Source organism: Streptomyces lancefieldiae (assembly GCF_031845825.1).
Lineage (GTDB): Bacteria > Actinomycetota > Actinomycetes > Streptomycetales > Streptomycetaceae > Streptomyces > Streptomyces lancefieldiae.
The window spans coordinates 1-24,238 of the sequence record NZ_JAVRFH010000043.1 but is presented as its reverse complement, the minus strand read 5'-3'; the positions used below and the strand labels follow the sequence as shown (position 1 = coordinate 24,238).

General features: G+C 71.1%; 18 protein-coding genes and 2 pseudogenes. 9 read left to right on the top strand and 11 right to left on the bottom strand.

Going from position 1 to position 24,238, the window contains the following annotated elements:
- Positions 1-5: 5 nt before the first annotated feature.
- Complete coding sequence (locus RM812_RS31075) at positions 6-689, top strand: SDR family oxidoreductase (protein WP_311579932.1); 684 nt, start codon at positions 6-8, stop codon at positions 687-689.
- Positions 690-857: 168 nt separating this feature from the next.
- Here RM812_RS31075 and RM812_RS31070 read toward each other — a convergent pair whose 3' ends face one another.
- The 6 genes from RM812_RS31070 to RM812_RS31045 form a co-directional block, all read right to left on the bottom strand.
- Positions 858-1,826, bottom strand: a complete 969-nt coding sequence (locus RM812_RS31070) for a carbohydrate kinase family protein (protein ID WP_311579929.1) — start codon at positions 1,824-1,826, stop codon at positions 858-860.
- Between the two features lie 179 nt (positions 1,827-2,005).
- Complete coding sequence (locus tag RM812_RS31065; RefSeq protein WP_311579926.1) at positions 2,006-3,469, bottom strand: glycoside hydrolase family 32 protein; 1,464 nt, start codon at positions 3,467-3,469, stop codon at positions 2,006-2,008.
- A gap of 77 nt (positions 3,470-3,546) precedes the next feature.
- Positions 3,547-4,419: a carbohydrate ABC transporter permease gene (locus RM812_RS31060; protein WP_311579923.1), complete on the bottom strand. Its 873-nt coding sequence runs from the start codon at positions 4,417-4,419 to the stop codon at positions 3,547-3,549.
- A 1-nt stretch (position 4,420) separates the two neighbouring features.
- Positions 4,421-5,356, bottom strand: a complete 936-nt coding sequence (locus RM812_RS31055) for a carbohydrate ABC transporter permease (protein ID WP_311579920.1) — start codon at positions 5,354-5,356, stop codon at positions 4,421-4,423.
- Positions 5,357-5,421: 65 nt separating this feature from the next.
- On the bottom strand, positions 5,422-6,726 hold the full coding sequence (locus RM812_RS31050) for an extracellular solute-binding protein (protein WP_311579917.1): 1,305 nt from the start codon (positions 6,724-6,726) through the stop codon (positions 5,422-5,424).
- 146 nt (positions 6,727-6,872) lie between these two features.
- Positions 6,873-7,907, bottom strand: coding sequence for a LacI family DNA-binding transcriptional regulator (locus RM812_RS31045; protein WP_311579915.1), 1,035 nt, complete (start codon positions 7,905-7,907; stop codon positions 6,873-6,875).
- Positions 7,908-8,176: 269 nt separating this feature from the next.
- On the opposite strand from RM812_RS31045, the gene RM812_RS31040 reads away from it, so the two are divergent.
- Together RM812_RS31040 and RM812_RS31035 are read left to right on the top strand one after the other, a co-directional pair.
- The gene (locus RM812_RS31040) at positions 8,177-11,110 is read left to right on the top strand and encodes a GH32 C-terminal domain-containing protein (RefSeq protein WP_311579912.1); all 2,934 of its coding nucleotides are present in this window, start codon (positions 8,177-8,179) and stop codon (positions 11,108-11,110) included.
- Positions 11,111-11,214: 104 nt separating this feature from the next.
- Complete coding sequence (locus RM812_RS31035) at positions 11,215-14,100, top strand: GH32 C-terminal domain-containing protein (protein ID WP_311579909.1); 2,886 nt, start codon at positions 11,215-11,217, stop codon at positions 14,098-14,100.
- An 84-nt stretch (positions 14,101-14,184) separates the two neighbouring features.
- On the opposite strand, the gene RM812_RS31030 is transcribed toward RM812_RS31035, so the two are convergent.
- Positions 14,185-16,302, bottom strand: coding sequence for an FG-GAP-like repeat-containing protein (locus RM812_RS31030; protein ID WP_311579906.1), 2,118 nt, complete (start codon positions 16,300-16,302; stop codon positions 14,185-14,187).
- 199 nt (positions 16,303-16,501) lie between these two features.
- Between RM812_RS31030 and RM812_RS31025 the strand changes: the two genes are divergently transcribed.
- Together RM812_RS31025 and RM812_RS31020 are read left to right on the top strand one after the other, a co-directional pair.
- The gene (locus RM812_RS31025) at positions 16,502-16,711 is read left to right on the top strand and encodes a hypothetical protein (RefSeq protein ID WP_311579903.1); all 210 of its coding nucleotides are present in this window, start codon (positions 16,502-16,504) and stop codon (positions 16,709-16,711) included.
- 287 nt (positions 16,712-16,998) lie between these two features.
- The gene (locus RM812_RS31020) at positions 16,999-17,235 is read left to right on the top strand and encodes a signal peptidase II (protein ID WP_311579901.1); all 237 of its coding nucleotides are present in this window, start codon (positions 16,999-17,001) and stop codon (positions 17,233-17,235) included.
- Positions 17,236-17,241: 6 nt separating this feature from the next.
- Here RM812_RS31020 and RM812_RS31015 read toward each other — a convergent pair.
- A pseudogene (locus tag RM812_RS31015) lies at positions 17,242-17,446 on the bottom strand (IS5/IS1182 family transposase); the annotation flags it as partial.
- Between the two features lie 37 nt (positions 17,447-17,483).
- Here RM812_RS31015 and RM812_RS31010 point away from each other — a divergent pair.
- Complete coding sequence (locus RM812_RS31010; RefSeq protein ID WP_311580022.1) at positions 17,484-18,059, top strand: helix-turn-helix domain-containing protein; 576 nt, start codon at positions 17,484-17,486, stop codon at positions 18,057-18,059.
- A 6-nt stretch (positions 18,060-18,065) separates the two neighbouring features.
- On the opposite strand, the gene RM812_RS31005 is transcribed toward RM812_RS31010, so the two are convergent.
- Positions 18,066-19,088, bottom strand: a complete 1,023-nt coding sequence (locus tag RM812_RS31005; RefSeq protein WP_311579898.1) for an SMP-30/gluconolactonase/LRE family protein — start codon at positions 19,086-19,088, stop codon at positions 18,066-18,068.
- Between the two features lie 174 nt (positions 19,089-19,262).
- Here RM812_RS31005 and RM812_RS31000 point away from each other — a divergent pair, with 174 nt between their 5' ends.
- Positions 19,263-21,071 carry a flavin-containing monooxygenase gene (locus RM812_RS31000; protein WP_311579895.1) on the top strand — a complete coding sequence of 603 codons (1,809 nt, stop codon included), beginning with the start codon at positions 19,263-19,265 and terminating at the stop codon, positions 21,069-21,071.
- Between the two features lie 103 nt (positions 21,072-21,174).
- Here the strand turns inward: RM812_RS31000 and RM812_RS30995 are convergent, their stop codons facing one another.
- Positions 21,175-21,936 carry an SDR family NAD(P)-dependent oxidoreductase gene (locus RM812_RS30995; RefSeq protein ID WP_311580019.1) on the bottom strand — a complete coding sequence of 254 codons (762 nt, stop codon included), beginning with the start codon at positions 21,934-21,936 and terminating at the stop codon, positions 21,175-21,177.
- Between the two features lie 145 nt (positions 21,937-22,081).
- On the opposite strand from RM812_RS30995, the gene RM812_RS30990 reads away from it, so the two are divergent.
- Positions 22,082-22,708 (top strand): TetR/AcrR family transcriptional regulator, encoded by a 627-nt coding sequence (locus tag RM812_RS30990; protein WP_311579893.1) that lies wholly within the window; start codon positions 22,082-22,084, stop codon positions 22,706-22,708.
- A gap of 252 nt (positions 22,709-22,960) precedes the next feature.
- On the opposite strand, the gene RM812_RS30985 is transcribed toward RM812_RS30990, so the two are convergent.
- Complete coding sequence (locus tag RM812_RS30985; protein ID WP_311579890.1) at positions 22,961-23,878, bottom strand: LysR family transcriptional regulator; 918 nt, start codon at positions 23,876-23,878, stop codon at positions 22,961-22,963.
- A gap of 183 nt (positions 23,879-24,061) precedes the next feature.
- Here RM812_RS30985 and RM812_RS30980 point away from each other — a divergent pair.
- Positions 24,062-24,232 (top strand): annotated as a pseudogene (locus RM812_RS30980) (amidohydrolase family protein); the annotation flags it as partial.
- Between the last annotated feature and the right edge of the window lie 6 nt (positions 24,233-24,238).

Here is a 24,238-nt window from a genome sequence, read left to right as displayed (position 1 = left end):
GGATCATGCGGCCACTTGCCTTGATCACCGGGGCGTCCCGCGGCATCGGCGCGGCCATCGCCTCGGCCCTCGCCCCCAGCCACGCCCTGCTGCTGGGCGGTCGCGACGAGAGCCGGCTGCGGGACCGGGCGGCCGGGCTTCCGCACGCGCGGCCCTTCGCCGTGGAACTGACCGACCACGCCGCCCTGGCCGCGGCGGTGGCCGGCATCGAACACCTGGACCTGCTGGTGCACAGCGCCGGCGTCGCCACGCTCGGGCCGGTCGCCCGGACCCCGGCCCGGGTGTGGCGGGACACCCTGGAGGTGAACGTGATCGCGGTCGCCGAACTGACCCGGCTGCTGCTGCCCGCTCTCCGGGCGGCGCGCGGGCAGGTGGTGCTGATCAACTCCAGTGTCGGACTCGACGCCTACCCGAACTGCGGTTCCTACGCGGCCAGCAAGTTCGCCGCGCGGGCCTTCGCGGACGCGTTGCGCGCCGAGGAACCCGGTCTGCGCGTCACCACGGTCTACCCCGGCCGAGTGGCCACCGACATGCAGCGGTCCATCCGCGCCCAGGAGAGGGGCGAGTACGTGGCGGAGCACTACCTGCGGCCGGAATCCGTCGCGGCGGCCGTGCTCACCGCGGTGACCACGCGGGAGGCGCAGGTGCAGGACATCAGCATCCGGGCCGTGCCCGCAGCCAGCCACTGACTCGAAGGGCACCGCCATGAGCCCCCGTTCACTCCAGGTCCGTCTGTGTGCCGTTCGCACGGCGCGCCGACCGCCGACAACTTCGCGTTCGCCGAGGCCACTTCACGAGCCGAGGCGGCCGGGCTGAGAGCAGAACCGGTGCCTCTCTCGCCGGCGCCCATGTTCCGGTCAGCGTCGGTCCGCGGTGGCGAGCTCGTCCGCCCAGGGCGGATTCGCACCGGGGACGGAAACCGTCAGGGCGGCGACCTGAGCGGCGAACGAACAGGCGTCAGCGACGTCTTCCAGGGTCAGTTCGTTGAGTCGGCCGCCCAGGTGACCGGCGTCGGCAAGGCGGTGCAGAAGGCCCGCGGTGAAGGAGTCGCCGGCGCCGACGGTGTCCATGACCACCGCAGGAGGGGCCGGAACGGTGACGCGCACCCCGTCGAAGGACGCGAGGGCGCCGCGTCCGCCGAGGGTGATGACGACGAGCCGCGCGCCTGCGGTGTGCCAGGTGTCGCAGGCTTCTTCGAGGCCGGCACCGGGCACCAGGAGGGCGCAGTCGTCCTCGCTGAGGCGGAGGATGTCGGCGACGGCGCACCAGTGGGGCAGCCGTTCGCGGTAGGCGGAGGGCGGCACGAGCGCAGGGCGGACGTTGGGGTCGATGGATACGGTGGCGCGCTCGCGCACCTGAGCGAGGTGTTCCTCGATTCGGCTGCCGCCGGGGCGGCGGATCAGCGCGAGGGAGCCGGTGTGCAGGCATACCGCGTCGTCGTTCCGCGTCGCGGCGAGTTCGCTGTCGGTCCACTGCCAGTCGGCGGCGCCGTCGGCGTAGAAGGTGTAGGCGGCCTGGCCGGTCGTGTCGAGGTCGGCGACGGCGAGCGTGCTGGGCTCGGAGGTGGTCACGCTGCCGGTCAGGTCGACGCCGGAGGCGCTGAGGCGGGCACGGAAGAGGGTGCCGAAGGCGTCGTGGGAGAAGCGTCCGAGGAAGCGGGCGGGGGTGCCGAGCCGGGCGAGGGCGACAGCGGTGTTGGCCGGGCCTCCACCGGCCAGCGCCCGCAGGGCCAGTCCGCCGGAATCGGACCGGTCGCGGTCCTCGAAGATGTCGGCGACGCACTCGCCGAGGACGTCGACGCTGCCGGGGGACCCGGGTCGGGCCATGGTGGCTGTCTGCCTCTCATGAAGGGCGCGGGGCTGTGGCCCCGCGCCACGGAACGCAGCCGAGGGCGCCGTAAGGGCGTGGGGTGCTGCGGTGGACATGTCTGCCGCACACGGTGCGGGGGCACGGGGCCCGTCAGTGCGCGGGTGGGTCGGCCTTCAGACCGCGTGCGGCCCGGTCGTCAAGCACGCTGTGCTGCCCGGGGCGTCGGCCGGGCTTCCTGTCGGACGTCCTGCGGGGTCAGGTTCCAGGCCGCGACGGCGAACTCGCTGCGCCCTGACCCTGTCGTACGGACCTGCAGCCGCCACGGTCCGTCGGTGGACGGGTAGAACCTCAGGGTGAGGACCTGCTCGTCGGCCAGGTAGACCTCGGCTATCGAACGGTCCACGATCACACGGAGTTCGACGGGGGCGTGGGGGCGCGTCGCTGCCGGGCACGGTGCGGTGTACGCCCCTCCCCGTGCCCGCGCGTCGTGTGAGGCGTGGGTGCGGTCGACGACGAGGCGGCCTGCCATGGGGTCGAGGTCGATGTCGAGGTACTCGGAGCCGTCGCTCGAGGTGATCAGGCGCAGCCCGCTGGTACCGGTGGGGTCCGGGACGAGGGTGGCGGTGAGGTCGAAGGTGTGGCCGACCTGGCCGAGTTCGGTCGACTCGGTCCGGGTGACGTGCCCGGTTCCGTGCAGGATGCGCGGGCCGCGCAGGGCCAGCAGTGCGCGGGCGGGGCGCTGGGCGACCGTGCCGTCGGCGGTGAGGCCGACCTCTCGGGGGAGCGTGAGGACGCCTGCCCAGCCCGCTTCGTGCGCCCAGGTGTCGTCCCGGGCCTCCCAGGCCCAACCCCACATCAGCCAGCGGTCCTCTCCGGGGGCCCTCAGCAGGGCGGGGGCGTAGAAGTCGGGGCCGTGGTCCAGCGGGACGGGGGCTGTGGCCGCTTCGAAGCGGCCGTCCTTCTCCCGGCCGGTGACGACGCTGGTGTGGCTGGGGCCGCCCCGCGGGGTCCAGTCGCTGAGGATCAGGGCGCTTCGGTCGCCGAAGGTGGCGTACTGGGGGCACTCCCAGCCGATCGGGTCCGTGCCGGCGTCGTCGCTGGTGTGGAAGGGGCCGCGGTAGGTCCAGTGCTCCAGGTCGTCGGACTCGTACAGCAGCGCCGCGGCGCGGCCGTCGTCGAGGGCGGAGCCGACCAGCATCCGCCAGCGCTCGCCCTGCCGCCAGACGTAGGGGTCCCGGTACATGGTGGTGCCGGCCGGCGGTTCGGGAATGAGCAGGCGCGGGCTTTTGGCCCAGGTGTGGCCGTTGTCGTGTGACTCGGCGGTGGTGACGGGCTGCCACCAACGGTCGTTGCGGTGGGCGGAGTAGAAGGCCACGATGCGGCCGCCGGTGGAGACGGCGTTGCCGGAGTAGCAGCCGTCGGCGTCGTGGCCGCCGGGCGTGGGGGCGAGGGCGACGGGGAGGGGTTCCCAGGTGATCAGGTCGCGGCTGCGGTAGTGGCCCCAGTGCATGTTCGCGTGCTGGGGGCCGTGCGGGTTGTACTGGAAGAAGACGTGGTAGTGGCCGTCGTGGAAGACGAGGCCGTTGGGGTCGTTGATCCAGTTGCGGGGCGGTCGCAGATGGACGGTGGGCAGGTGGGGGTCGGCAGGCGACGTGGACACACGGGGCCTTTCTCAGGGCGTGCGGAGCACACGGAAGTCATGAGGACGCGGCGGGACCGTCGGGCGCGGTGCGAGGGTCAGCCCTTGACGCCGGTGGAGGCGATGCTGTTGACGAACGACCGCTGGAAGGCCACGAAGAGCGCCAGGATCGGCACGGTGATCATGGAGGAGTAGGCCATGATCTGGCCCCAGCCCACGTTCAGCTGGAAGAAGTAGGAGATGCCGACCATCACCGGCCGCAGCTCCTCGCTCTGCACCACCATCAGCGGCCACAGGTAGGAGTTCCAGGCGGGCAGGAAGGTGAGGATGGCGACGGTGGCGACGGCCGGGCCGGACAGGGGCATCACGATGCGGCGGTAGATGGTGAACCAGCCGGCGCCGTCCGTGATCGCCGCCTCGTCGAGTTCCTTGGGGATGCTCTGGAAGAACTGGTGGAAGAAGAAGACCGAGAAGGCGTTGGCCACGAACGGCAGGATCTGTACCTGGTAGGTGTCCATCCAGCCGGTGGTCCACTCCAGTTGGAAGCCGTTCACGCGGAGCAGTGGCAGCTGGTTGACCCACCACACCAGCGGCAGCGCGAAGGTCTCGAACGGCACGATGAGGGTGGCGATGACCACGGTCAGGACGAGCTTGCGGCCTGGCCACCGCATCCGTGAGAGCGCGAAGGCGGCCATGCTGTTCACGACGATGCCGAGCACCACGGTGATCGACGAGATCAGCACGGAGTTCAGCAGGAACCGCGCCGCCGGGACACGCTCGAACATGTCGGTGTAGTTGTCCAGCGACAGGGCGCCGACCGGCAGGAAGGCACGCAGCGAGCCCAGGTCACCGAAGATCTGGTCGTCCGATTTGAACGACGACACCAGCATGAACAGGAGCGGCAGCGCGAAGACCAGGGCCAGGGCGATGCGGCCGGCGTGACCGCTGAGCTGCTTGAAGAGGGAGGTCATGTCAGTCCTTCTCCCGGGTCAGGAAGCGCTGGAGGAGCGACACGGTCAGGACGAGCACGAAGAAGATCAGCGAGATGGCTGCCGCGTAGGCGGTCTGCTGCTGGTCGTATCCGGTGCGTACCGCCTGGTGGACGACGGTGGTGGTGGAGTCGAGCGGGCCGCCCTGGGTCATCACCCTGATCTGGGTGAAGAGGCTGAATGCCGCGATCGTGATGGTGACGAGCACGAAGGTACGGGTGGCGCGCAGCCCCGGCCAGGTGACGTGGCAGAAGCGGTGCCAGGGGGTGGCGCCGTCGATCTCGGCGGCCTCGTACAGCTCGGCGGGGATGGTCTGCAGGCCGGCCAGCCAGATGATCATGTGGAAGCCGACGCCCTGCCACACCGACATCAGGATGATGGCGGGCATCGCGGTGGCCGGGTCGCCCAGCCAGTCCGGGCCCTGGACGTGGCCGAGGGTGAGCGTCGAGATGACGTGGTTGACCAGGCCGTCCTTCCGGTAGAGGAAGGTCCACAGGAGGGACACCACGACCATCGAGGTGACGACCGGCAGGAAGTAGACGGTGCGGAAGAAGTTGACGCCCCGTACCTTCGCGTTGACCAGCAGCGCCAGGATCAGGGCGAGGCCCGCCTGGAGCGGGACGACGACGGCGGCGAAGTACGCCGTGTTGCGCATGGACTTGTAGAAGACTGGATCCTCGAAGAGCTGGGTGAAGTTGCGCAGGCCCACGAAGCGGGCCGGGGTGGGCGAGATGAGCCTCGCATCGGTGAAGGCCAGGGCGAAGGCGAGGGCGACCGGTACGACGAGGAAGACGATCAGCAGCACGACGGCCGGGGTGGCCATGCCGAGGGCGGTGAGGCTCTCACGGCGACGGGCGTTGGTCGTTCGGGTTCGCCGGACCGGGCGCAGCCGCTCAGGGGCTGCGGTCTTGGTGGTCACGGTATCTCCAGGGAGCCGGTCCGGTTCGGGCGGCGCGGTCGGGGACCGAACCGGACCGGGGCGGGTCAGCCTGCGTAGTTGCTGTTCGTCTTGAGGTTGTTGTCGATGTTCTTCGCGGCCTGGCCGAGGGCGTCCTCGGGGCCGGCGCCGGCCAGGATGTCCTGGGCCGCCTTCTGGAACTCGGTGGAGATGTAGGGGTAGGCCGGGGTGACCGGACGCACCGTGGCGTACTTGCGCGCGAACTGGACGAGCACCTCGAACTTGCCGCCCGGCTGGTAGTCCGCGATCTGCTGCGCGGCGGCGTCGGTGGCGGGGATGGTGCTGGTGGCCTTGGCGTAGTCGACGAAGTACTTGGTCTGGCGGGAGAACTTCAGCCATTCCTGTGCGCCGGCCTTGTTGGAGCAGGTGGAGCTCATCGCCCACTGCCAGGAGGAGCCGCCGATCTTGGGCCCGTTGCCGAAGTCGACCGGCGGGATGATCGCCAGGTCGCCACCGAGCTTCTGGGCGTTCTTGGCCGCGTTCCAGCTGCCGTCCCACTGGATGGCGCTCTTGCCTGCCAGGAAGTCCTTGTTGGGGTCGGCTCCGGACTTCTTCGCCATGTAGCCCTTGGTCACCAGCGAGCGGAACCAGTCGCCCCACTCGACGGAGTCCTTGCCGTCCAGCGTGCCGGAGGCGGTCTCGTAGCCCTCGCGGTCGATGAGGTCGCCGCCGAAGCTCTGCAGCTGCGGGGAGTAGGCGTACGGCCACCACTCGCCGCTGCCGCCGGTGCCCATCTCCAGCGGGTAGGCGAACGTGCCGCTCTTCTTCAGCTTGGCCAGCGCGGCGTCGAACTCGCCCTTGGTCCAGGGCTTGTCCATCGTGGGAATGCGGATGCCGTGCTCGTTCAGAACGGACCTACGGGCGAAGAAGGCCAGGGAGACGTCGTAGAAGCCGAAGGAGTAGAGCTGGTCCTTGTACGTTCCGACGGTGCTGGTGAGCTGGTCTTCCACCGGTACCTCGCTGCCGGTGACGTCGATGGGGGCCAGGTAGCCGCCCCAGGCCCAGTTCGCCACGTTGGGGCCGTCCACGTCGAGCAGGCAGGGCAGCTTGCGGGCCGAGGCGGCGGCCACGACGGAGTTGTTGTAGTCGGTCTGCGGGAACGACTGCAGCTCGACCGTGTACGTGTCCTGGGATCCGTTGAAGTCCTTGATGATCTTCTTGACGACATCGAGCTCGGCCGAGTTGCCGGCGTTGTGCGTCCACAGGGTCAGCGTGTTGCCGCTGGCCCCGGACGAACCCTCACCGCTGCCGGACGCGCACCCGGCGACGAGCGCGGTCGCCGCCGCGGCGGCTACACTCGCAAGCGCGAGGCGCCTTGTTCTGAACACCACGAGGTTCCTCCATCTCACGGAGGCGGGTCTTGCAGGACCCGCCCTTGGCGACCGGTTGCGACGGTCGCTGTTCTTGGTGGCCGTCCCGCCGCCCGCGCCGGAACCATCGGAACGGGCGGCGGGACGGCTGTCTTCGGATGCCGGTGTCACTCCCCGGCGGGGGCACCGAGGGAGGCACGCTCCCTCAGCGGCATGGGCACACGGTGGACGACCGCTTCGAGCGGCCCGCCGCGGAGGATCAACTCCACGGCGAGGCGACCGAGCTGGTAGTGCGGCAGCTTCAGCGTGGTGAGGGCCGGACGCAGCACGGACGCGATGTCCTGGTCGTCGAAGGAGATCACCGACACGTCGCCGGGCACCGAGAGCCCCGCCTCACCGAGCGCCTGGTAGGCGCCGAAGGACACCCGGTCGGCCAGGCACACCAGCGCCCGGGGACGGGTCCCCGCTGCCAGCAGGGCGGAGACCTCCCGGTAGCCGTCCAGCGTGTCCCAGTCGCACTCGACGACGCCGTCCAGATGGGCGCCGCCCTCACGCAGTACTTCCTCCAGGCCGCGCATGCGCTCGTTGCCCGCGATGATCCCTTCGGGCGTGGCCGGGACCGCTTGGTGGCCGCCGATCGCCCAGATGCCCTGGGTGTGCCCGGCCGCGAGCAGGGCACGGGCCGCGTCCCGGCCGGCCTCCAACTCGTCCGGGACGACGGAGGGGGCGTCGAAACCCGGGGCCAGGCAGTTCAGCAGCACCACCGGGCGGCCGAACAACTCCTTCGGCGGGGTCACGTAGCGGGTGAACATGGACGCGTAGATGACCGCGTCGACCTGGCGGTCCAGCAGGGCGTGGACCAGGGACGACTCGGCGGCGCGGTCGCCGCCGGCCTCGGTGATGAACAGCAGGTGGTCCTGCCGGCGGGCGGCCTCCATGGCGCCGCGGATGACGTCGCCGGCGAACGGCGTGGTGGTGATCCGGTCCGACACGAGCCCGATGGTCTGCGTGGACTTCGTCCGGAGGCTGCGGGCGGTGACGTTCGGACGGTAGCCCAGTCGCCTGGCCGCCTCGAGGACCCGTTCCCTGGAGGCGACCGAGATGCGCATGTCGGTGCGGCCGGAAAGGGCGAACGACGCGGTCGTCGGCGACACGCCCGCCTCGCGGGCGACGTCGGCCATGGTCACGCGACGTTCGGACATCAGTGGATCAGCTCCGCTCAGCTAAATCGGATTAGCAGGATGCGATGAGAGTGCGTCACCCGTCATGCGCTGTCAACACCCCGGACATCTCACCTGCGTAACGGTGGCTTTATGTACAGATTCATGCCCTTTGAGGCAGCGCGAAGTTGAAATCCGTATGCGTTAGCTCTTGCTTTAGCGGCGACGACGCCCGAACCATGCCGACCCATCACCTAAATCGAATTGGCAGGCCGTCAGGTCGCCGTCTGCCAGACAGTCCAGGAGGCAGCATGAGGAGAAGAACAGCCCTCGGCGTCGTATCCGCCGCAGTCGGCGGCGCTGTCGTACCGCTCTCGTTCACTCCCGCTCGCGCCGCAGCCGGCGACCGGTCGGCTCCTCGAAGGCCCACCGCCCGCTGGGACTTCGACGAGCGATCCGGCGCGGTCGTCCGTGAGGCGGTCTCCGGATCGGCCACCCCCGTCGACCACGTCTTCGACGACGCCCGGTACAAGCCCGACAGTGACCCCGTACGCCGCCGTGGCGTGCGCGGCCGGGCCCTGTACTTCGACGGCTACTCCACCGTCGTCACCGCCGAGGGGCCCGGCAGGCTCGACCTCGCCGACGGCATGACCGTCGACGTGTGGATCGCCCCCTACGCCTACGAGCACGGCATCGACGGCAAGCCCCAGGCCCTGGTCAACCAGCACGACCCGGGCGCCAGGACCGGCTTCCTGCTCGGCCTGCGACGCTTCGGGCAGATCGTCTTCCAGCTCGGCTTCGGCACCGACCTGATCGAGGTCGAGGGGGACCCGGACCGGCCGGCCGCCAAGAACAGGTGGAGCCACGTCGCGGCCACCTACGACCCGGCCGCCCACAAGCTGCGCCTTTATCGCGACGGCCGCCTGATCGGCACCGCCACCACCCCGGACAGGGCCCCCGAACCGGCGCCCGGCGAGCCCCTCCTCATCGGGAGGCACAACCGTCCGACCCTGCTCAACGGCGAGTTCCACGCCAACGCGTACATGGGTCTCATGGACAGCCTCGTGATCCGTCCGGGCACCCTGGACGACGCGACGGCCCGGCGCGAGCACGCCGAGACGGTCGCCGCGCTGCCCGGTCACCGCGTGCCCCGTCCGGACCTGGCCCCCCATCGGGCCCGTTTCGACGGTGACCGGCACCGCCCTCAGTTCCACATGCTGCCGCCGTGGCACTGGATGAACGAGCCGCACGCGCCCGTGTACTTCAAGGGCAAGTACCACATCTTCTACCAGCACGACCCGCTCGGACCGTTCTGGGGCCAGATCCACTGGGGTCATGCCGTGAGCACCGACATGGTGCACTGGCGCGACCTTCCCATCGCTCTCGCCCCCGCCGCGGACTCGGTCGGCCCGGACGGCGTCTGGTCGGGCTCCGCCTGCGTCGACGGCGACCGCGGGCCGGTCCTGTTCTTCACCGGCGGCGACGACCGCCTGCCCCACCGCCAGCGCACCGGGCTCGCCGTGTCCACCTACCCGGCCGACGGTGACACCGACCTGCCCACCTGGACGATGCGCTCCGATCCGGTCACCGAGGCCCCCGCGAACCTGCCGGCCGGCCCGGGGACCGCGTGGGCGGAGAACTTCCGCGACCCGTTCGTGTGGGAAGAGGACGGCGTCTGGTACCAGCTGGTCGGCAGCGGCATCGTCGACTACGACGGCGCGCAGGTCACCCGCAAGCACGGCGGAACCGCTCTCCTCCACACCGCCCGCCGGCCCGAGGGACCCTGGACGTACCAGGGCCCGCTGCACTGGAACGACCTCGCCACGCAGCCCGAGCCCGGTGAGGTGTGGGAGCTGCCGGTGCTCCTCCCGCTCCCCGGTCCCCGAGGCCGGCGCACCGGCAAGCACGTCCTGCTGATCTGTCCGTGGTGGGAGGGGTTCAACCCGAACGCCGTCAAGCACACGTACTACTGGATCGGCACCTTCGACAAGCGCGAGTACCGCTTCGTGCCCGACCACGACGAACCCCGCGAGTTCGACTTCGGCGAGCACTTCACCGGCCCCTCCGGCTTCGTCACCCCCGACGGCCGTTCCGTGGTCTTCAGCATCACCCAGGACCGCCGCACCGAGCAGCAGCACGCCCAGTCCGGCTGGGCGCACAACGCCGGCATGCCCGTGTCCCTCTCCCTGCGCCAGGACGGAACCCTCGGGGTCGAACCGGTCGCCGAGGCCGCCGGTCTGCGGGGTACGAGACTCGCCCGCATCAGGCAGACCTCGGTGGCGGAGGCGAACCGGCGGCTCGCCGGGGTCTCCGGCGACCTGCTGGACATCAGCACCGTCATCGAGCCGCGCGGCGCGCGGACGATCACCCTGGCGGTCCGGGCCGGCGCCGACCGCACCGAGGAGACCCTGCTGACCTACGACACGGCCGAGCGCCGCTTCCTGATCGACCGCAGCCGCTCCAGCCTCGACCCGGACGTCCGCAAGGGCGTCCACGGCGGCAACGTCGCACTCGACGGAGGGCGCCTCACCCTGAGGGTCCTGCTCGACCGCTCGATGCTGGAGGCGTACGTCAACGGCACCAACAGCATCACCAGCCGCGTCTACCCCACCCGCGAGGACGCCACCGGCCTGCGCCTGACCAGCGAAGGCGGATCGGCCCGCGTCGTGTCCCTGGACGTCTGGCGCATGAACGGCGCCTACGACACGCCGGCCGCACCCGCCGCGTACGACCCGCCACGCCCGACGGACGTCGACGCATTGCCCAACCACGACTTCGCCACCGGCGACCTCACCGGATGGACCGTCGTCTCCGGCACGACCTTCAGCGACGCCAACGTCACCACCCGCACCGACTGGGGCTGGGGCGGACCCTTCCACCAGGCCGAGACCGAAGGCGACCCGACCGGCCACCACCTGTGGGGCTTCAATCCCTCCGGCGGAGGGGACGCCGCCACCGGCGTCCTGCGCTCCACCACCGTGGTCCTCGGCGGAGACGGCGTGATCGACCTGCTCGTGTCCGGCGGCGACGACCCCGACCGGCTCTACGCGGCCGCCGTCCGCGCCGACGACGGCAAGGTACTGGCCAAGGCCACCGGCCGCGGCACCGAGCAGTACCGCCGCGTCGTCCTGGACCTCTCCGCCCACAGAGGAGACCGGATCTACATCGAGGTCGTCGACCGGGCCGACGGGGGCTGGGGCCACATCAACGTCGCCGACGTCAACGTCCCCGTCCGGCGCGTCTGACCCCCAGCCCACCCCACGTACGCGTCGGCCCCGGGCCGTGCCGTGCCCAGGGCCGACGTCCTGCTGCGCCCGATCAACCCGACCCCACACCGACGGAGGTTCCCATGCGAACCCGTGCACCATCGAGAGCCGCGACCGGACACGGTCTGGTGCGTCTGCTGCTCGCACTCGCGATATGCCTGGGCCTGACATCACCCCTGATGGCGCGGACCGCCGACGCGGCCGAAACCAGCCTGTCGAACCCCGGCTTCGAGTCCGGCGACCTCACCGGCTGGACCACCACCGGAACCGCCTTCGACGGGGCGGTCACCGACGACCCGGGCTGGGGCTGGGGCTGCTGCTTCAACCAGCAGGGCTCCTACCACCTGTGGGGGTTCGCCGCAGGCGGCGACGCCGCCACCGGCACGGTGACGTCCGAGCCGTTCACCCTGACCGGCACCGGCATGGTCAGCGCGCTGGTCTCCGGCGGCCGTAACGAGAACGACCTCCACGTCGCCCTGACCACCCTCGACGGAACCGTCCTGCACAAGGCCACCGGAACCGACGACGAGGCCTACCGCCGCGTCACCTGGGACGCCCGCGAACACCTCGGCGAACAGCTCCGCGTCACCGCCGTCGACAGGGCCACCGGCGGCTGGGGCCACATCAACCTCGACGACGTCCGCGTCGGCACCGACCCCGCGCCCGACCCCTCCCAGCGGGGACTCGCCGCCCACTGGGACTTCACCGAGGGGCAGGGCACCACGACCAGGGAGAGGGTCAGCCAGGCCGCCGACCCCATCAGCTACGTCTTCACCGACGCGCAGTACAAGCCGGACAGCGACCCGCTCTGGCGCCCGAAGAACGAAGCCGACGGTGTACTCTCCGGCGCCCTGCTGTTCGACGGATACTCCACCTGGGTCACCCGCGCCGCGGCGCAGACGCAGCTGCCCACGGACGGCCTGAGCGTCGAGGCGTGGGTCGCGCCGCGCGCGTTCGAGTGGGGAGACGACGGCAAGCCGTCCGTCGTCGTCAACCAGCAGGACAAGGCGGCCAAGCGGGGCTTTTCCCTCGGTGTCGGCCGGCACGGCAGGTGGCAGTTCGGGATCGGAACCGGTGACGCCTGGTACGAGACGACGGTCCCGAAGCCGGCGGCCCTGGCCGCGGGCGAGTGGGCGCACCTGTCGGCCGTGTTCGCGCCGGGTGAGGGAGCGATCAGGCTCTTCCTCAACGGCGAGCAGGTCGCCCGGACCGCCGTTCCGACCACCGCACGGCTGGTCGAGGCCGACGTTCCCCTGCTCATCGGCCGTCACAACCAGCCCGCCCTCGTCAACGGCACGTTCGCCGTCAACATGTTCAACGGGCTCATCGACGAGGTGAAGATCCACAACGGTGCCCTCACCCCGGCGTCGGTCACGACCGGTCACCAGAAGGATGTACAGACCTTCGCAGGCGGCGTTACCCCCAAGGCCCGGATGGAGATGGACCGTTCGCGCTACGACGGTGACCGCTACCGTCCGGGCTACCATTTCACCGCCCCGAACCACTGGATGAACGAACCCCACGCCCCCGTCCAGTACAAGGGCAAGTACCACCTCTTCTACCAGCACAACTCCCACGGCCCCTACTGGCACAACATCGCCTGGGGACACGCGGTGAGCGAGGACCTGGTCCACTGGCGCGACCTGCCCGTCGCCCTCGCGCCCACCGAGGACAGCGTGGCCCCCGACGGTGTCTGGTCCGGCGACGCCGCCTACGACGAGAACGGCGTGCCCGTCCTGCTGTTCACCGCCGGCAACGACTCCCAGCGCCCCAACCAGGCGACCGGCCTCGCGCGCCCCGTCGATCCCGGCGACAGCGACCTGGTCGAGTGGAAGATGCACCCCACGTTGGTCACCAGCCAGACCGCCGACCTGAACGTCGGTGCCGGGCGCAAGGTCCGCTTCGGCGACTTCCGCGACCCCTTCGTCTGGAAGGAGGGCGACACCTGGTTCCAGCTGATGGGCTCCGGCGTCCAGACCACCTCGGGCACCGACGTCGGCGGCACCGCCCTCCTCTACACCTCCAGGAACCTCACCGACTGGACCTACTCGGGCCCCCTGATGGTCGGTGACGTGGCGGCCCACCCCAAGACCGGCCAGGTCTGGGAGCTGCCCACCTTCCTGCCCATCGGGAAGGACGCCCAGGGCCGCGAGCGCCGGGCCCTGCTCGTCAACCCGGCCTTCCCCGCCGGCCCCGGCGAGTACAGCAGCAAGTACGTCCACTACTGGGTCGGCACCTGGGACGCCCAGGCCCGCCGCTGGACCCCCGACACCACCGAACCCCGGCTCATGGACTACGGCGACCACTTCACCGGCCCCAGCGGAACGGTGGACGACAAGGGACGCTCCCTCGTCTTCAGCATCGCCCAGGACCGGCGCACCGAACGCGCCCACTACGACGCCGGCTGGGCCCACAACGCGGGCCTGCCCGTCGAACTGTCCATGCGGCCCGACGGAGACCTCGGATTCCGCCCCGTCGAGGAGGTCTCCCGCCTCCACGACGGTGAACCGCTCCTCGACATCACCGCGCCGACCTCCCTCGCGGACGCCAACACCCGCCTCGCCGGCATCAAGGGGGACATGCTGCACATCAAGCTGACGATGGAACGCGGCAGCGCCGGCACGTTCGGCCTCGACGTGCTCCGCAGCCCCGGTGACGAGGAAAGGAGCCGCCTGTTCTACGACGCCCCCGCCGGACAGCTGGGCGTCGACCGGACACGATCCGGGAACAACTCCAGCGCCGAACCGGACTTCGGCATCCACAGGGGACCGCTGACGCTCTCCAACGGCACCCTCACCCTCGACGTGTTCCTCGACCGCTCGGTGATCGAGGCGTACGCGAACAACCACAAGTCCATCACCACCCGTGCCTACCCCTACCGCCAGGACTCCCTCGGCCTGCGCCTCTTCGGCGACGGCAGCACCGTCAAGTCCATGACCGTCTGGAAGATGGGCAGCATGACCGACTGACCCGACTCCGACTTCACCTGCCGCCCGGGCGGCCGCAGGCCCGGCCGTGGGAGGGCGCCGGGCCTGCGGGTGGGTGAAGGGCAGTCAGGCGTAGTACGGGTGCATGAAGTGCGTCTGGCCGTACACGAAACTGTTCGGCGAGGACTCCCAGCCCAGGAGGGCGCCGTTGAACATGGCGTCGGGCTTGGCCGTCCAGGTCCACAGGCGGACGACGCCGGTGGACGAGTCGCCGTACATGGCGCCGAGGTCGTCGCGGCCGTCGCCGTCGTAGTCGCCGACCATCAGCTGCATCGACGAGACGTCGAGGCGGCCGCTCAGGGTGAGCTTCGGCGTGGGGCCGAAGGCGGTGCCCGTGGAGAGAAGCGTCCGGACCGTGTCCGTGCCGTCGGTGTGGTCGTACCAGAACATCAGGTCGTCGCGGCTGTCGCCGTCGAAGTCACCGGTGCGCGGGCGGGCGCGGTTCCAGTCGAACGTGGTGGCCGCCGGGCCCGTCCACCACGTCGCCGGGGTGGTGAAGACACCGGTCGGCGTGGTGGGGAAGACGTACGTCCTGATGCTGTTGTCGCCCTGGCCGTAGAGCAGGCCCACCTCGTCGCGGCCGTCGCCGTTGAAGTCGCCGGTCACGAACTTGGAGCGGGAGGCGAGCCAGGTGCCCTTGGGGCCAGACCACTCGGACGGGATCAGCCGCACGACACCACCGTTGCCGTTCGACGTCAGCGTCCACAGCTTGGTGACACCCGTGGTCCTGTCCACGTTCCAGATCGCCACGTCGTCGTAGCCGTCGCCGTTGAAGTCGCCGGCCAGCGGGGTCATGTAGGACTCGTGGAAGGTGACGTGGTGGGGGACCACCTCCCACGCCTTGGTCGGCTCGCCGTAGGTGCCGTCCGCCTTGCCGAGCGCGATGAACAGCTTGACGCTGCTGTCGCCGTAGCCCTGGATCGCCACGAAGTCGGCGCGGCCATCGCCGTTGAAGTCGCCGGTGACGCGCTTCATGTGCTCGTTGCCCCACTGGCCCACGGCCGAGGTGTACGTCTTCTGGTAGCCGCTGAGGCTGCCGTCCGGCTTGCCGGAGAAGGTGTACGTGGCGTCCGTGCCCTGCGGGAAGACGTACCAGGCCGACATGTCGCTGCGGCCGTCGTGGTCGAGGTCGCCGCGGACGGCGGTGTTGCTGGACCACACGGCGGCACCGGACGCGTCGCGGATGACGAAGTCGCCGGAGTTCAGGAGGGCCGCTCCGCCGCCGGTCGCGCTGGTGCCGGACTGCCACAGAGTCGTGGTGCCCGCGGCGTCGCGCACCACGAGATTGCCGTCCGCGCCGAAGTGGGCCGCCGCGCCCGCGTTGCCGGCCGTGCCCGTGGACCACAGGTCCTTGCCCGCGACGGACGTGACGACCAGGTTGCCGTCGGCACGCATCACCACGCGGGCGGAGGCCGACACCAGGACGTCGCCCGCCCGGAGCGTCTGGCCGGCCGCGAGGGCCGAGCCGAAGCGCATGCCGTCCGTGCGGGTCGCCACCGCGCCCGTACGCGTCTCGGACGAGCCGAAGCAGCCACCCTGCCAGGAACGGGTGTTGATGCCTACCAGCTCGAAGCCGCCGCCGGACTTCTGGCGCAGGAGCGGGCCGCCGGTGTCGCCCGCGCAGATCGCGTCGTCGGCGGTGGCGCCCGAGAGGGACAGGGTTCCGCTCGTGACGGCGTCCACGCCGAAGGTGCCGGCGTGCAGCTTGTCGGGGCGCCACTCGGTCCTCGTACGGCCGAAGCCCGCCGCCTTCAGGACCTCGCCCTGGGCCACGGGCGTGGCGGCCAGTGGGACCGGCGTGACGCCGGTCGCCGGGGCGGCGAGGCGGGCCAGTACGAGGTCGGTGCCTTCGCGCGGCGCCAGCTCGACGACCTCGCTGACATGGCCGCCGGTGCCCAGGAGGTCGTTGCGGCCGACGGTCGCCACCGCCTTCAGGGCGGGCTTGCCCGCGGTGACCGTGCCGCCCGCCACCGGGTCGGCGGCGAAGCACGCGGCGGCCGTGAGGACCCACTGCGCGTCGATGAGCGCGCCCGAGCAGGCCCGTGTCTGGTCGCCGTCACCGATGTGCAGGTTCGCGGTGAACGCGTACGAGGCGTCGGTGACGGCGGCGCCGACCACCGCGTTCACGGGGACCGCGGTGCCGAGCAGACCGGCGGCGACACCGGCGGCGACTATTCCCGTCATCCAGGCGGAACGAGGGGATCTTCCGGTCACAGAGGTTCCAATCTGTTCTGTCGGAAAGGGGGATCAGCGACCCGAAGGGATTCTCCAGGTCGCGGAGCTCCTCCACGGCGGGGCCGAGGAAGCGCATGGCCCGGACCGGGTCGACGTCGTCGACCCGGCGCTCCCGGAGGACCGACGGATCCCCGGGGTGGGCTACGGGATGGTCGAGGTGCGCGTCGACGGAGAAGTGGTGGAGCGGCGTCATCCGGGGTGCGCCGAGGCCGTCGGCGTGCAGCAGGAGGCCGCTCGTGTGATCGGCGGGCAGGCCGTGGACGCGGTCCCGTTCCGTCGGGAACTCCAGGACATCGCGGTCTGTCATGCGGGTCCGCCTCTTCACGGACGCGGAGAGGGCGTCGATTTCGTTGTGTGACGAACGAGAACGTGGAACGCCCTCACCACCGCACTGTACGTGAAGATCGACGAGTTCAGGGGCCCGGTGGCCGGCCCGTGCCCCGCAAGCCCGAAGCGCCACCCGGTCCTCGGCCAGGACATCGACCGCTCGAGCATCCAGCGGCGCCGGCCCCGCCGGCGCGGGAACACGAGCACCTCTGCGCCCATGCCCGCAGTCGGTTCGCGCCTCCGTCCGTCCGGAACGTCAGGGGTCGCCCCTGGCGGGGTGTCGGAAGGTGAGCGGCGAACTGGCCGCTCACCGACCGGTTGTTCCGGGACCCCTCGCCATGGCAGAGGCACGTCGTGGACTGGATCCAACTGCCGCACTGGCCGGTATTCAACCTCGCCGACTGCTCCGTGGTGTGCGGCGGCGCCCTGGTGATCTGGGCTTCGTTCCGCGGAATCCGCCTGGACGGCACGCTCGAGTCCGAGGCTCGGCCCGAGCCGCCCGAAAAGGAGCAGACTGCCGAGGGAACCGAGGACCAAGGGTCCGTCGAACGATGACCACTACCTCTCCAGGGCGAGGGCGCGGTGGACGGTGCGCCGGGCCCGGGTGAGTTCCCGCCGGGCGGCCTGGGCCCGGTCGTGGTCCAGGGGTCGGCGCCGGTGCAGGCGCGGTCGGTGAGGACGGGTACGCCCTGGCGTTCGCAGATCCGGGGATGCGGTGGATGCGGCCCGGCGGCGTCGGAGAGATCCACGGCGGGTTCCCCCGGGGACCGGCCCGATACCCTCACGGAGTGAAGCAGCAACCCATGACCGGCGCAGGGCGGCCCGCGAACAGCGGTCCGAGGGCTGCCGCTCGCAACCGGACCGCCCTCATCGCCGCAGCCCGGGAGGTCTACTCGGAACACGGCCTGGACGCCCCGCTGTCCGCCATCGCACGCCGGGCCGGGGTCGGTCAGGGCGTGCTGTACCGGCACTTCCCCGACCGGGCCGCCGTGGCGACCGCGGTTCTGGAGGAGAACGTCCGGCAGATCGAGCAGGCGGCGGCGGAGGACACCGACCTGGCCGGCGTCCTGGGCGTGCTGACCTGGCATCTGACGGAATCGGCGGCGTTCATCAGCATCCTGCACGCCGACGGGGCGGGCAGCGGTTCCGCCGCCCCCGCGTACGTGCCGGCACTGTCCCGGCGAGTCGAGCGCGCCCTGCGCGGGCACCTTCCGGAGGGCCATCGGCTCGCCGCGGAGCCCGACGACCTGATGATCGCCGTCGGTATGGTCTCCGGTGCCGTGACCGGTCCCACCCGCGAGCACCGGGAACGCCGGGCACAGGCGGCCTGGCGGCTGCTCGGCGTCGAGGTGGGACCCGTGCGGCCCTACGGAGGATGAGCGGGGTCAGCCGCCGTTGGACTGGCGGATGCCCCTCGCCAGGGCGTCGAAGGCGTACAGGTAGCCCCCGTCCGGCCCGCTGACCGTCATGTAGGCCCGGGTTCCGCCGGGCGTGATGGCCACGTTGGTCGCCGACTCCAGCCCTTCGGCGGCGCGGGCCGGGACTTCCACGGTCGCCAGGCGGTCGCCGTTCTTGCTGTACACCGCCATCGCGGGGCGGCCGTGCAGCCCCTGGTAGAGGTTGCCGTCCGCGTCCACCGCGATCGAGTCGGTCTGCGCGATCCCGCCGTCGACGCGTACGGCGGTGTGCCGCGAGGCCACGGAGCCCTCCCCGTCCAGGAGGAGGTAGGAGATGCGGTTCTGCGTCAGCTCGCTGAACCACAGCCCGCGGTGGTCCGCGTCGAAGGAGATGCCGTTCGGCGCGGCGAGGCCGTCCGCCAGGACGGTGGCGTCCTTCCCCGTGCGGTCGATCCGGACCACGCGCCCCTTCGCCTCGCCCTCGGACATGCCGCGTGAGTCACTGACGTACAGGTTGCCCTCCCGGTCGAAGGCGAGGTCGTCGGGGTTCATGCGTGCGCCGTCGACCTCGCCGGAGAAGAAGGTCCGCGGGTCGCCGCCGTCCGGGGCCAGGCTCACGATGTCGCCGTGGGAGAAGTCGGTCAGGTAGAGCCGTCCGTCGTACGGGCTGAACTGGGCCGAGGTGTAGGTGCCCCGCGTGTCGGTGTGGACCTGCTCGGACGTCTTCTTCCGGATGTTCACGCGCAGCACCTTCGGCTCGCCGGCCGGGGCGGTGACGTCGACGACGAGCAGTTCGCCGTCCTCGTCGAAGACCGGTCCCTCCAGCAGGGTCATCCCGGTCTGCTCGTGCACCTGTGTCAATCGCATGACCTGCCGCGCGTGGATCGTCCGCTCCCCCGCGGCGGTGCCCGGGTCCGCCGGGGCGGCGGCCGTCTGCGTACCGCACCCCGTGAGGGCCAGCACGCCGACCGCGGCGAGCCCGGCGAGCGGTCGGATCGGGAGTCGTCGCATGTGAATCACTCTTCCTGTCCGAAAGTATGCGGAAGCAACCTGCACACCAACCGGACAAGGCTGTCCGGTTCTTGTTACCGTAGTGCATGGCTTCTCAAGTCCTGTGATCCCTTGCCCAGTTCACGGACGAGGTGGCCTTTTGGCAGCGAACCGGAAGGAACCAGGTCCCCCCACATGGCACATTCACAGGAGCTGACGCCCGAGGCGCTCGCGGACCTCAGGGAGCGCTACCGGATCGAGCGGGAGCGGCGCGTACGCCCCGACGGCACCCGGCAGTACCTCAGCGCCGGCGCGGAGTTCGGTTACTACGCCGCCGACCCCTACGCGGGAGAGCCGGCCGAGCGCGAGCCGGTGCGGGACAGGGTGGACGTCGCGGTCGTCGGCGGCGGATTCGGCGGCATCCTGGCGGGGGCGCGGCTGCGCCGGCAAGGGGTCGAGCGCGTCCGTGTCATCGAGAAGGGCGGTGACTTCGGGGGCACCTGGTACTGGAACCGCTACCCGGGCATCCACTGCGACGTCGAGTCGCACGTGTACCTGCCCATGCTCGACGAGACCGGGTACGTGCCGGAGTGGAAGTACGCGCCCGGCGAGGAGATCCGCCGCCACGCGGTGCGGATCGCCGAGCAGTCCGGCCTCCGCGCAAACGCCCTGTTCTCCACGACGGTCACCTCGCTGACCTGGGACGACACCTCCGGGACCTGGATCGTCACGACCGACCGCGGTGACCGGTTCCGGGCCACGTACGTCGTCACGGCCACCGGCACCCTCACCGAGCTGAAACTGCCCGGCGTCCCCGGCATCGAGAAGTTCGAGGGCCACACCTTCCACACGTCACGCTGGGACTACGGCTACACCGGCGGCACCCCGGACGGCGGCCTGACCGGCCTCGCGGACAAACGTGTGGGCGTCGTGGGCACCGGCGCCACCGGCATTCAGGTCGTCCCGAAACTGGCCGAGGACGCCGGACACCTCTACGTGTTCCAGCGCACTCCGTCCACCGTCGACGTGCGCGCCAACCGCCCCACCACCGCTCGGGACGTCGGCGCCGACCACGACGGCTGGGCGCGCGAGCGTCGCGACAACTTCCTGCGCATCGTCTCGGGCGAGTCCGCCGAGGAGGACCGCGTCGCGGACCGGTGGACGTCGTCGGCCGGTCTCCTGGAGAAGCTCCTGCCGAGCTTCCGCCGGCCCGCCGACCGAGCGGCGTTCGAAGCGGCCTACGAGGTCGCGGACGCCGCCAAGATGAACGAGATCCGCGCGCGCGTCGAGGAGGTCGTCACCGACCCGGACACGGCGGAGAAGCTCAAACCCTGGTACCGGTACGCGTGCAAGCGCCCGACCTTCTCCGACCTGTACCTCCAGGCGTTCAACCGGGACAACGTCACCCTCGTCGACACCGCCGACACCCACGGCATCGAGCGGATGACCGAGCACGGCGTCGTGGTCGGCGACACCGAGTACGAGCTGGACTGCCTGATCTTCGCCACCGGGTTCTCCGTCGGTGTCTCCGGCATCCACTCGGGCCGACTGCCCGTGCACGGACGGGGCGGCACCCGGCTGCAGGACGCGTGGGCCACGCTGGGCCCGCGCACGCTGCACGGCTTCACCAGCAACGGCTTCCCGAACCTGATCCAGATGGGCGGGACGCAGAGCGCCCCGAGCGTCAACTTCACGCACGTACTGGACGAGCACGCCGTCCACGCCGCGGCACTCGTCGCTGCCGCCGAGGCGAAGGGCTGCCTCGTCGAGCCGTCCCGGGAGGCGGAGGAGGCCTGGCTCGCCACCCTGGCCGAGGACGCCCCGGACCACGAGTGGTTCCACGCCGAGTGCACTCCCGGCTACTACAACGCCGAGGGACGCGGCCGGCCGAACGGCCCCACCGCCTACCCCCACGGCGCCTTCGCCTTCCACGCACTCCTGAAGCGGTGGCGTGAGGAGTCCATGGACCAGGCCCTCCGGCCCAGGACTCCCGCCCGCACCTGAACGCCCCCGCGGCCACCCCCTGTCGACGCCGCCGAGCGGGCGCCGCCGGCGTCGACGGGCAAGCGGTGCCGGACCGTTCCGGAAGCGACCGGTCGGCGCCGTGTCAGACCGCGGACCAGCCGTCGTCGACGGGCAGGATCGCGCCGTTGATGTTGCTCGCGGCCTTCGAGGCGAGGAAGAGAATCGCCGCCGCCTGCTCCTCCGGTCGCGACACACGCCCGAGGTTGACGAAATGGGGGGCGATCGCCGCGGGCCCGTGCGCGGTCCGGTCGGCGTCCACCGAGATGGCGGTCGCGGTGCCACCGGGACAGACGGCGTTGGCGCGGATGCCGTTCTTGCGGTACATCACCGCCAGCGACTTCGTCAGTCCCACCACGCCGTGCTTGGACGCCGTGTACGCGGCACCCGCCGCACTTCCGCGCAGGGCGGCCTCCGAGGCGGTGTTCACTATGGCGCCGCGGCCCGCGGCCAGCATGTGCGGCAGTACGGCACGCGTGAGCAGGAAGGGCGCCGTGAGATTGACCCGGATCAGCCGTTCCCATTCAGCGTCACTCACGTCGCCCAGGGCCGACATGCTGTCCATGATCCCGGCGTTGTTCACCAGAACGTCCACGCCGCCGAACCGCTCCACCGCCGTGGCCGCCACCCGGTCCACCACGGCCTGCTCACTCAGATCGCCCGTGACGGCCACCGCGGTGCCACCCGCCTCGTCGATCTCCTTGACGACCGCGCCGGCCCCCTCGGCGTTGAGATCCGCCACGACGACCCGGTCACCCTGAGCGGCGAAGGCGAGCGCGGCCGCCCGTCCGATGCCTGATCCCGCGCCGGTGACGATCACGCTGCGCCCGTTCACATCGTCGGTCATGAAGTGCTCCGTCCGGATAAGTGCTGACGCGACGTCTTCCTGTCGCATCGCGCCAGCACCCTACAACTTTATGTCTCTGAGCGACATAAAGTCGGGGTGGAGAATGGCACGACATCGACCACGGGCGCTGGAGGGGCAGGGACAGATGACCGCAGCTCGCGGACGGACAGGGCGGCCACCGCTGACCGAGGAACGCAAGGCCGCCATCCGGCTGGAGATCGCCCGCGCCGCGGTCGACCTGTTCGTCGCCCAGGGCGTCGACGCGACCACGGGCGAGCAGATCGGGCAGGCGGTCGGTGTCTCGGCGCGCACCGTCTGGCGCTACTTCCCCACCAAGGAGAGCTGCGTGCGGCCGCTGTTCTCGACCGGCGTCGACGCGATCGCCACCGCGCTGCGCGAGTGGCGCCCCGGCCGGCCGCTGCAGGACGCCTTCGACCATCTGTGGGCCACCGATGCGGCTCTGCCCGGACCGGACGTCGGCGCCCTGCTGCGACTGACCCGGACCGAACCGGGCCTGCGCGCGGTCTGGTTGCAGACCCACGACGAGGCGGAACCCGCCTTCGCGCGCGCCCTGGCCGAGCGAGCCGGCCTGCCCTCCGACGACGTACGGCCGGCCGTCCGGGCCGCCATGCTCAATGCCGCCCTGCGTGTCGCGGTCGAACACCACGCCGCTCGATCGACCGACCCGGGCACCGACCCTGCGACGGTCCGGGCCGATCTCGAAGCGACCCTGCGGACCGCGCTCACCGTCGCGGCGGCCGGAGTCACCTGAGTTCGCGGGATGGCGCACTCCCGCATCCCGCCACGACCGCCGGGACGAACGCCCGTCGACGGCGGGTGGCGGGCGGCCGCGTGGTGCTCCGCGAACCGAGGAGCGCCCATGCGGCCGGATGCCGGTCAGCGGATGCCGAGGACCCGTCGGGCCGTGAGGGACAGCCGCCGGGTCCCGGCGGTCGCGTCCCAGGGGCCGCACGGGACCGCAGCCCGGGAGAGGGCCGACACCTGGTGAGGTGCCTTCACCGGGTCACTCCTCGTCCGTGCGGGACAGTCGGGCCCCGACTTCCGCGGCCGTCTCGCGCAGCCAGATGTGGGCCGCGTCATGGGTGTGGACCGGGTGCCACCACAGCGCTTCACGCAACGGCACCGCCTCGTAGGGCGGCTCCATCACCCGCACGGCGGCGATCGGCGCCAGCAGCCGCGCCAGCCGCGCCTGGACCAGCGCGATGCGCCGGGTGCCGGCGACCATCAGGGGCAGGAGCTGGAAGCTGTCGACGGAGACCTCGACGCGCGGCTCGATGCCGAGCATGGCCAGCTGCCGGACGCCGGGGGCATCATAGGTGCGCTGGTACGTCACCCACGGAAGCCGGGCCAGGTCTCCCCGGGTGAGCCGGTCCCCGACGTCGGCGTGGTCCCGCGCCACGAGGAACACCCAGCGGTCGTCGTAGAGGTCGGTGGCGGGGAAGTCACTGATCACGCCGTGCGGCATGAACACGCCGTCGGTGGCGCTCAGCAGGGTCGCGGTGTCGTCGACGACGGTCGGCGGGGTCTGGGAGAAGCGGAGCCGGATGCCCGGGCCCTTCGCGTGCACCACCCGGGCGAGTTCGGTGCCGAAGACGGCGACGGCGTAGTCGGACGCGACCAGCCTGAATTCGCGGTTCTCCCTGGCCGGGTCGAAGTCGGCCTGGCTGGAGAACAGGCGTTCCAGGACGTCGTAGGCGGTGGAAGTGCGGTCCAGGAGCACCTGGCCGAGCGCGGTCAGTTCGTAGTGACCGCCGACGCGGGCCAGCAGGTCGTCGTCGAAGTGCCGGCGCAGCCGGGCCAGGGCCGCGCTCATCGCGGGCTGGCTCAGACCGACACGCTGCCCGGCCCGGGTGACGTTCCGCTCCTCGAGCAGGGCACGCAGGGCGACGACGAGATTGAGATCGAGACGGGCCAGGTTCACGGGATCGGTCCCTTGCGGTAGGGCGACGAGCGGCGGAAATAACTGCGGTGGATGACTGTCATCCACAGAATCTATTTCCCTGATCGCGGGCAGCGGGTCCAGATTAGTCCCACCGCGATCAGGAGGACATGTCCGTGAAACCCGAACCCGCGTCCGTGCTCTTCGCCGGACCGTTCGCCCTCGCCTCGGTCGGTCCGGGTGGCGGGCGCGGACCGGGTCCTGCCGGGTTCCGGCTTCCCCTTCGACATGGGCACCGAGGACCCCCTCGGCGCCCTGCGCGCCGCGCACCTGTCCGAGGCCGACTTCCACGCCGTACGCGGCGGCAACGCGGCGGCCCTCCTCAGGAAGGACTGACACCAT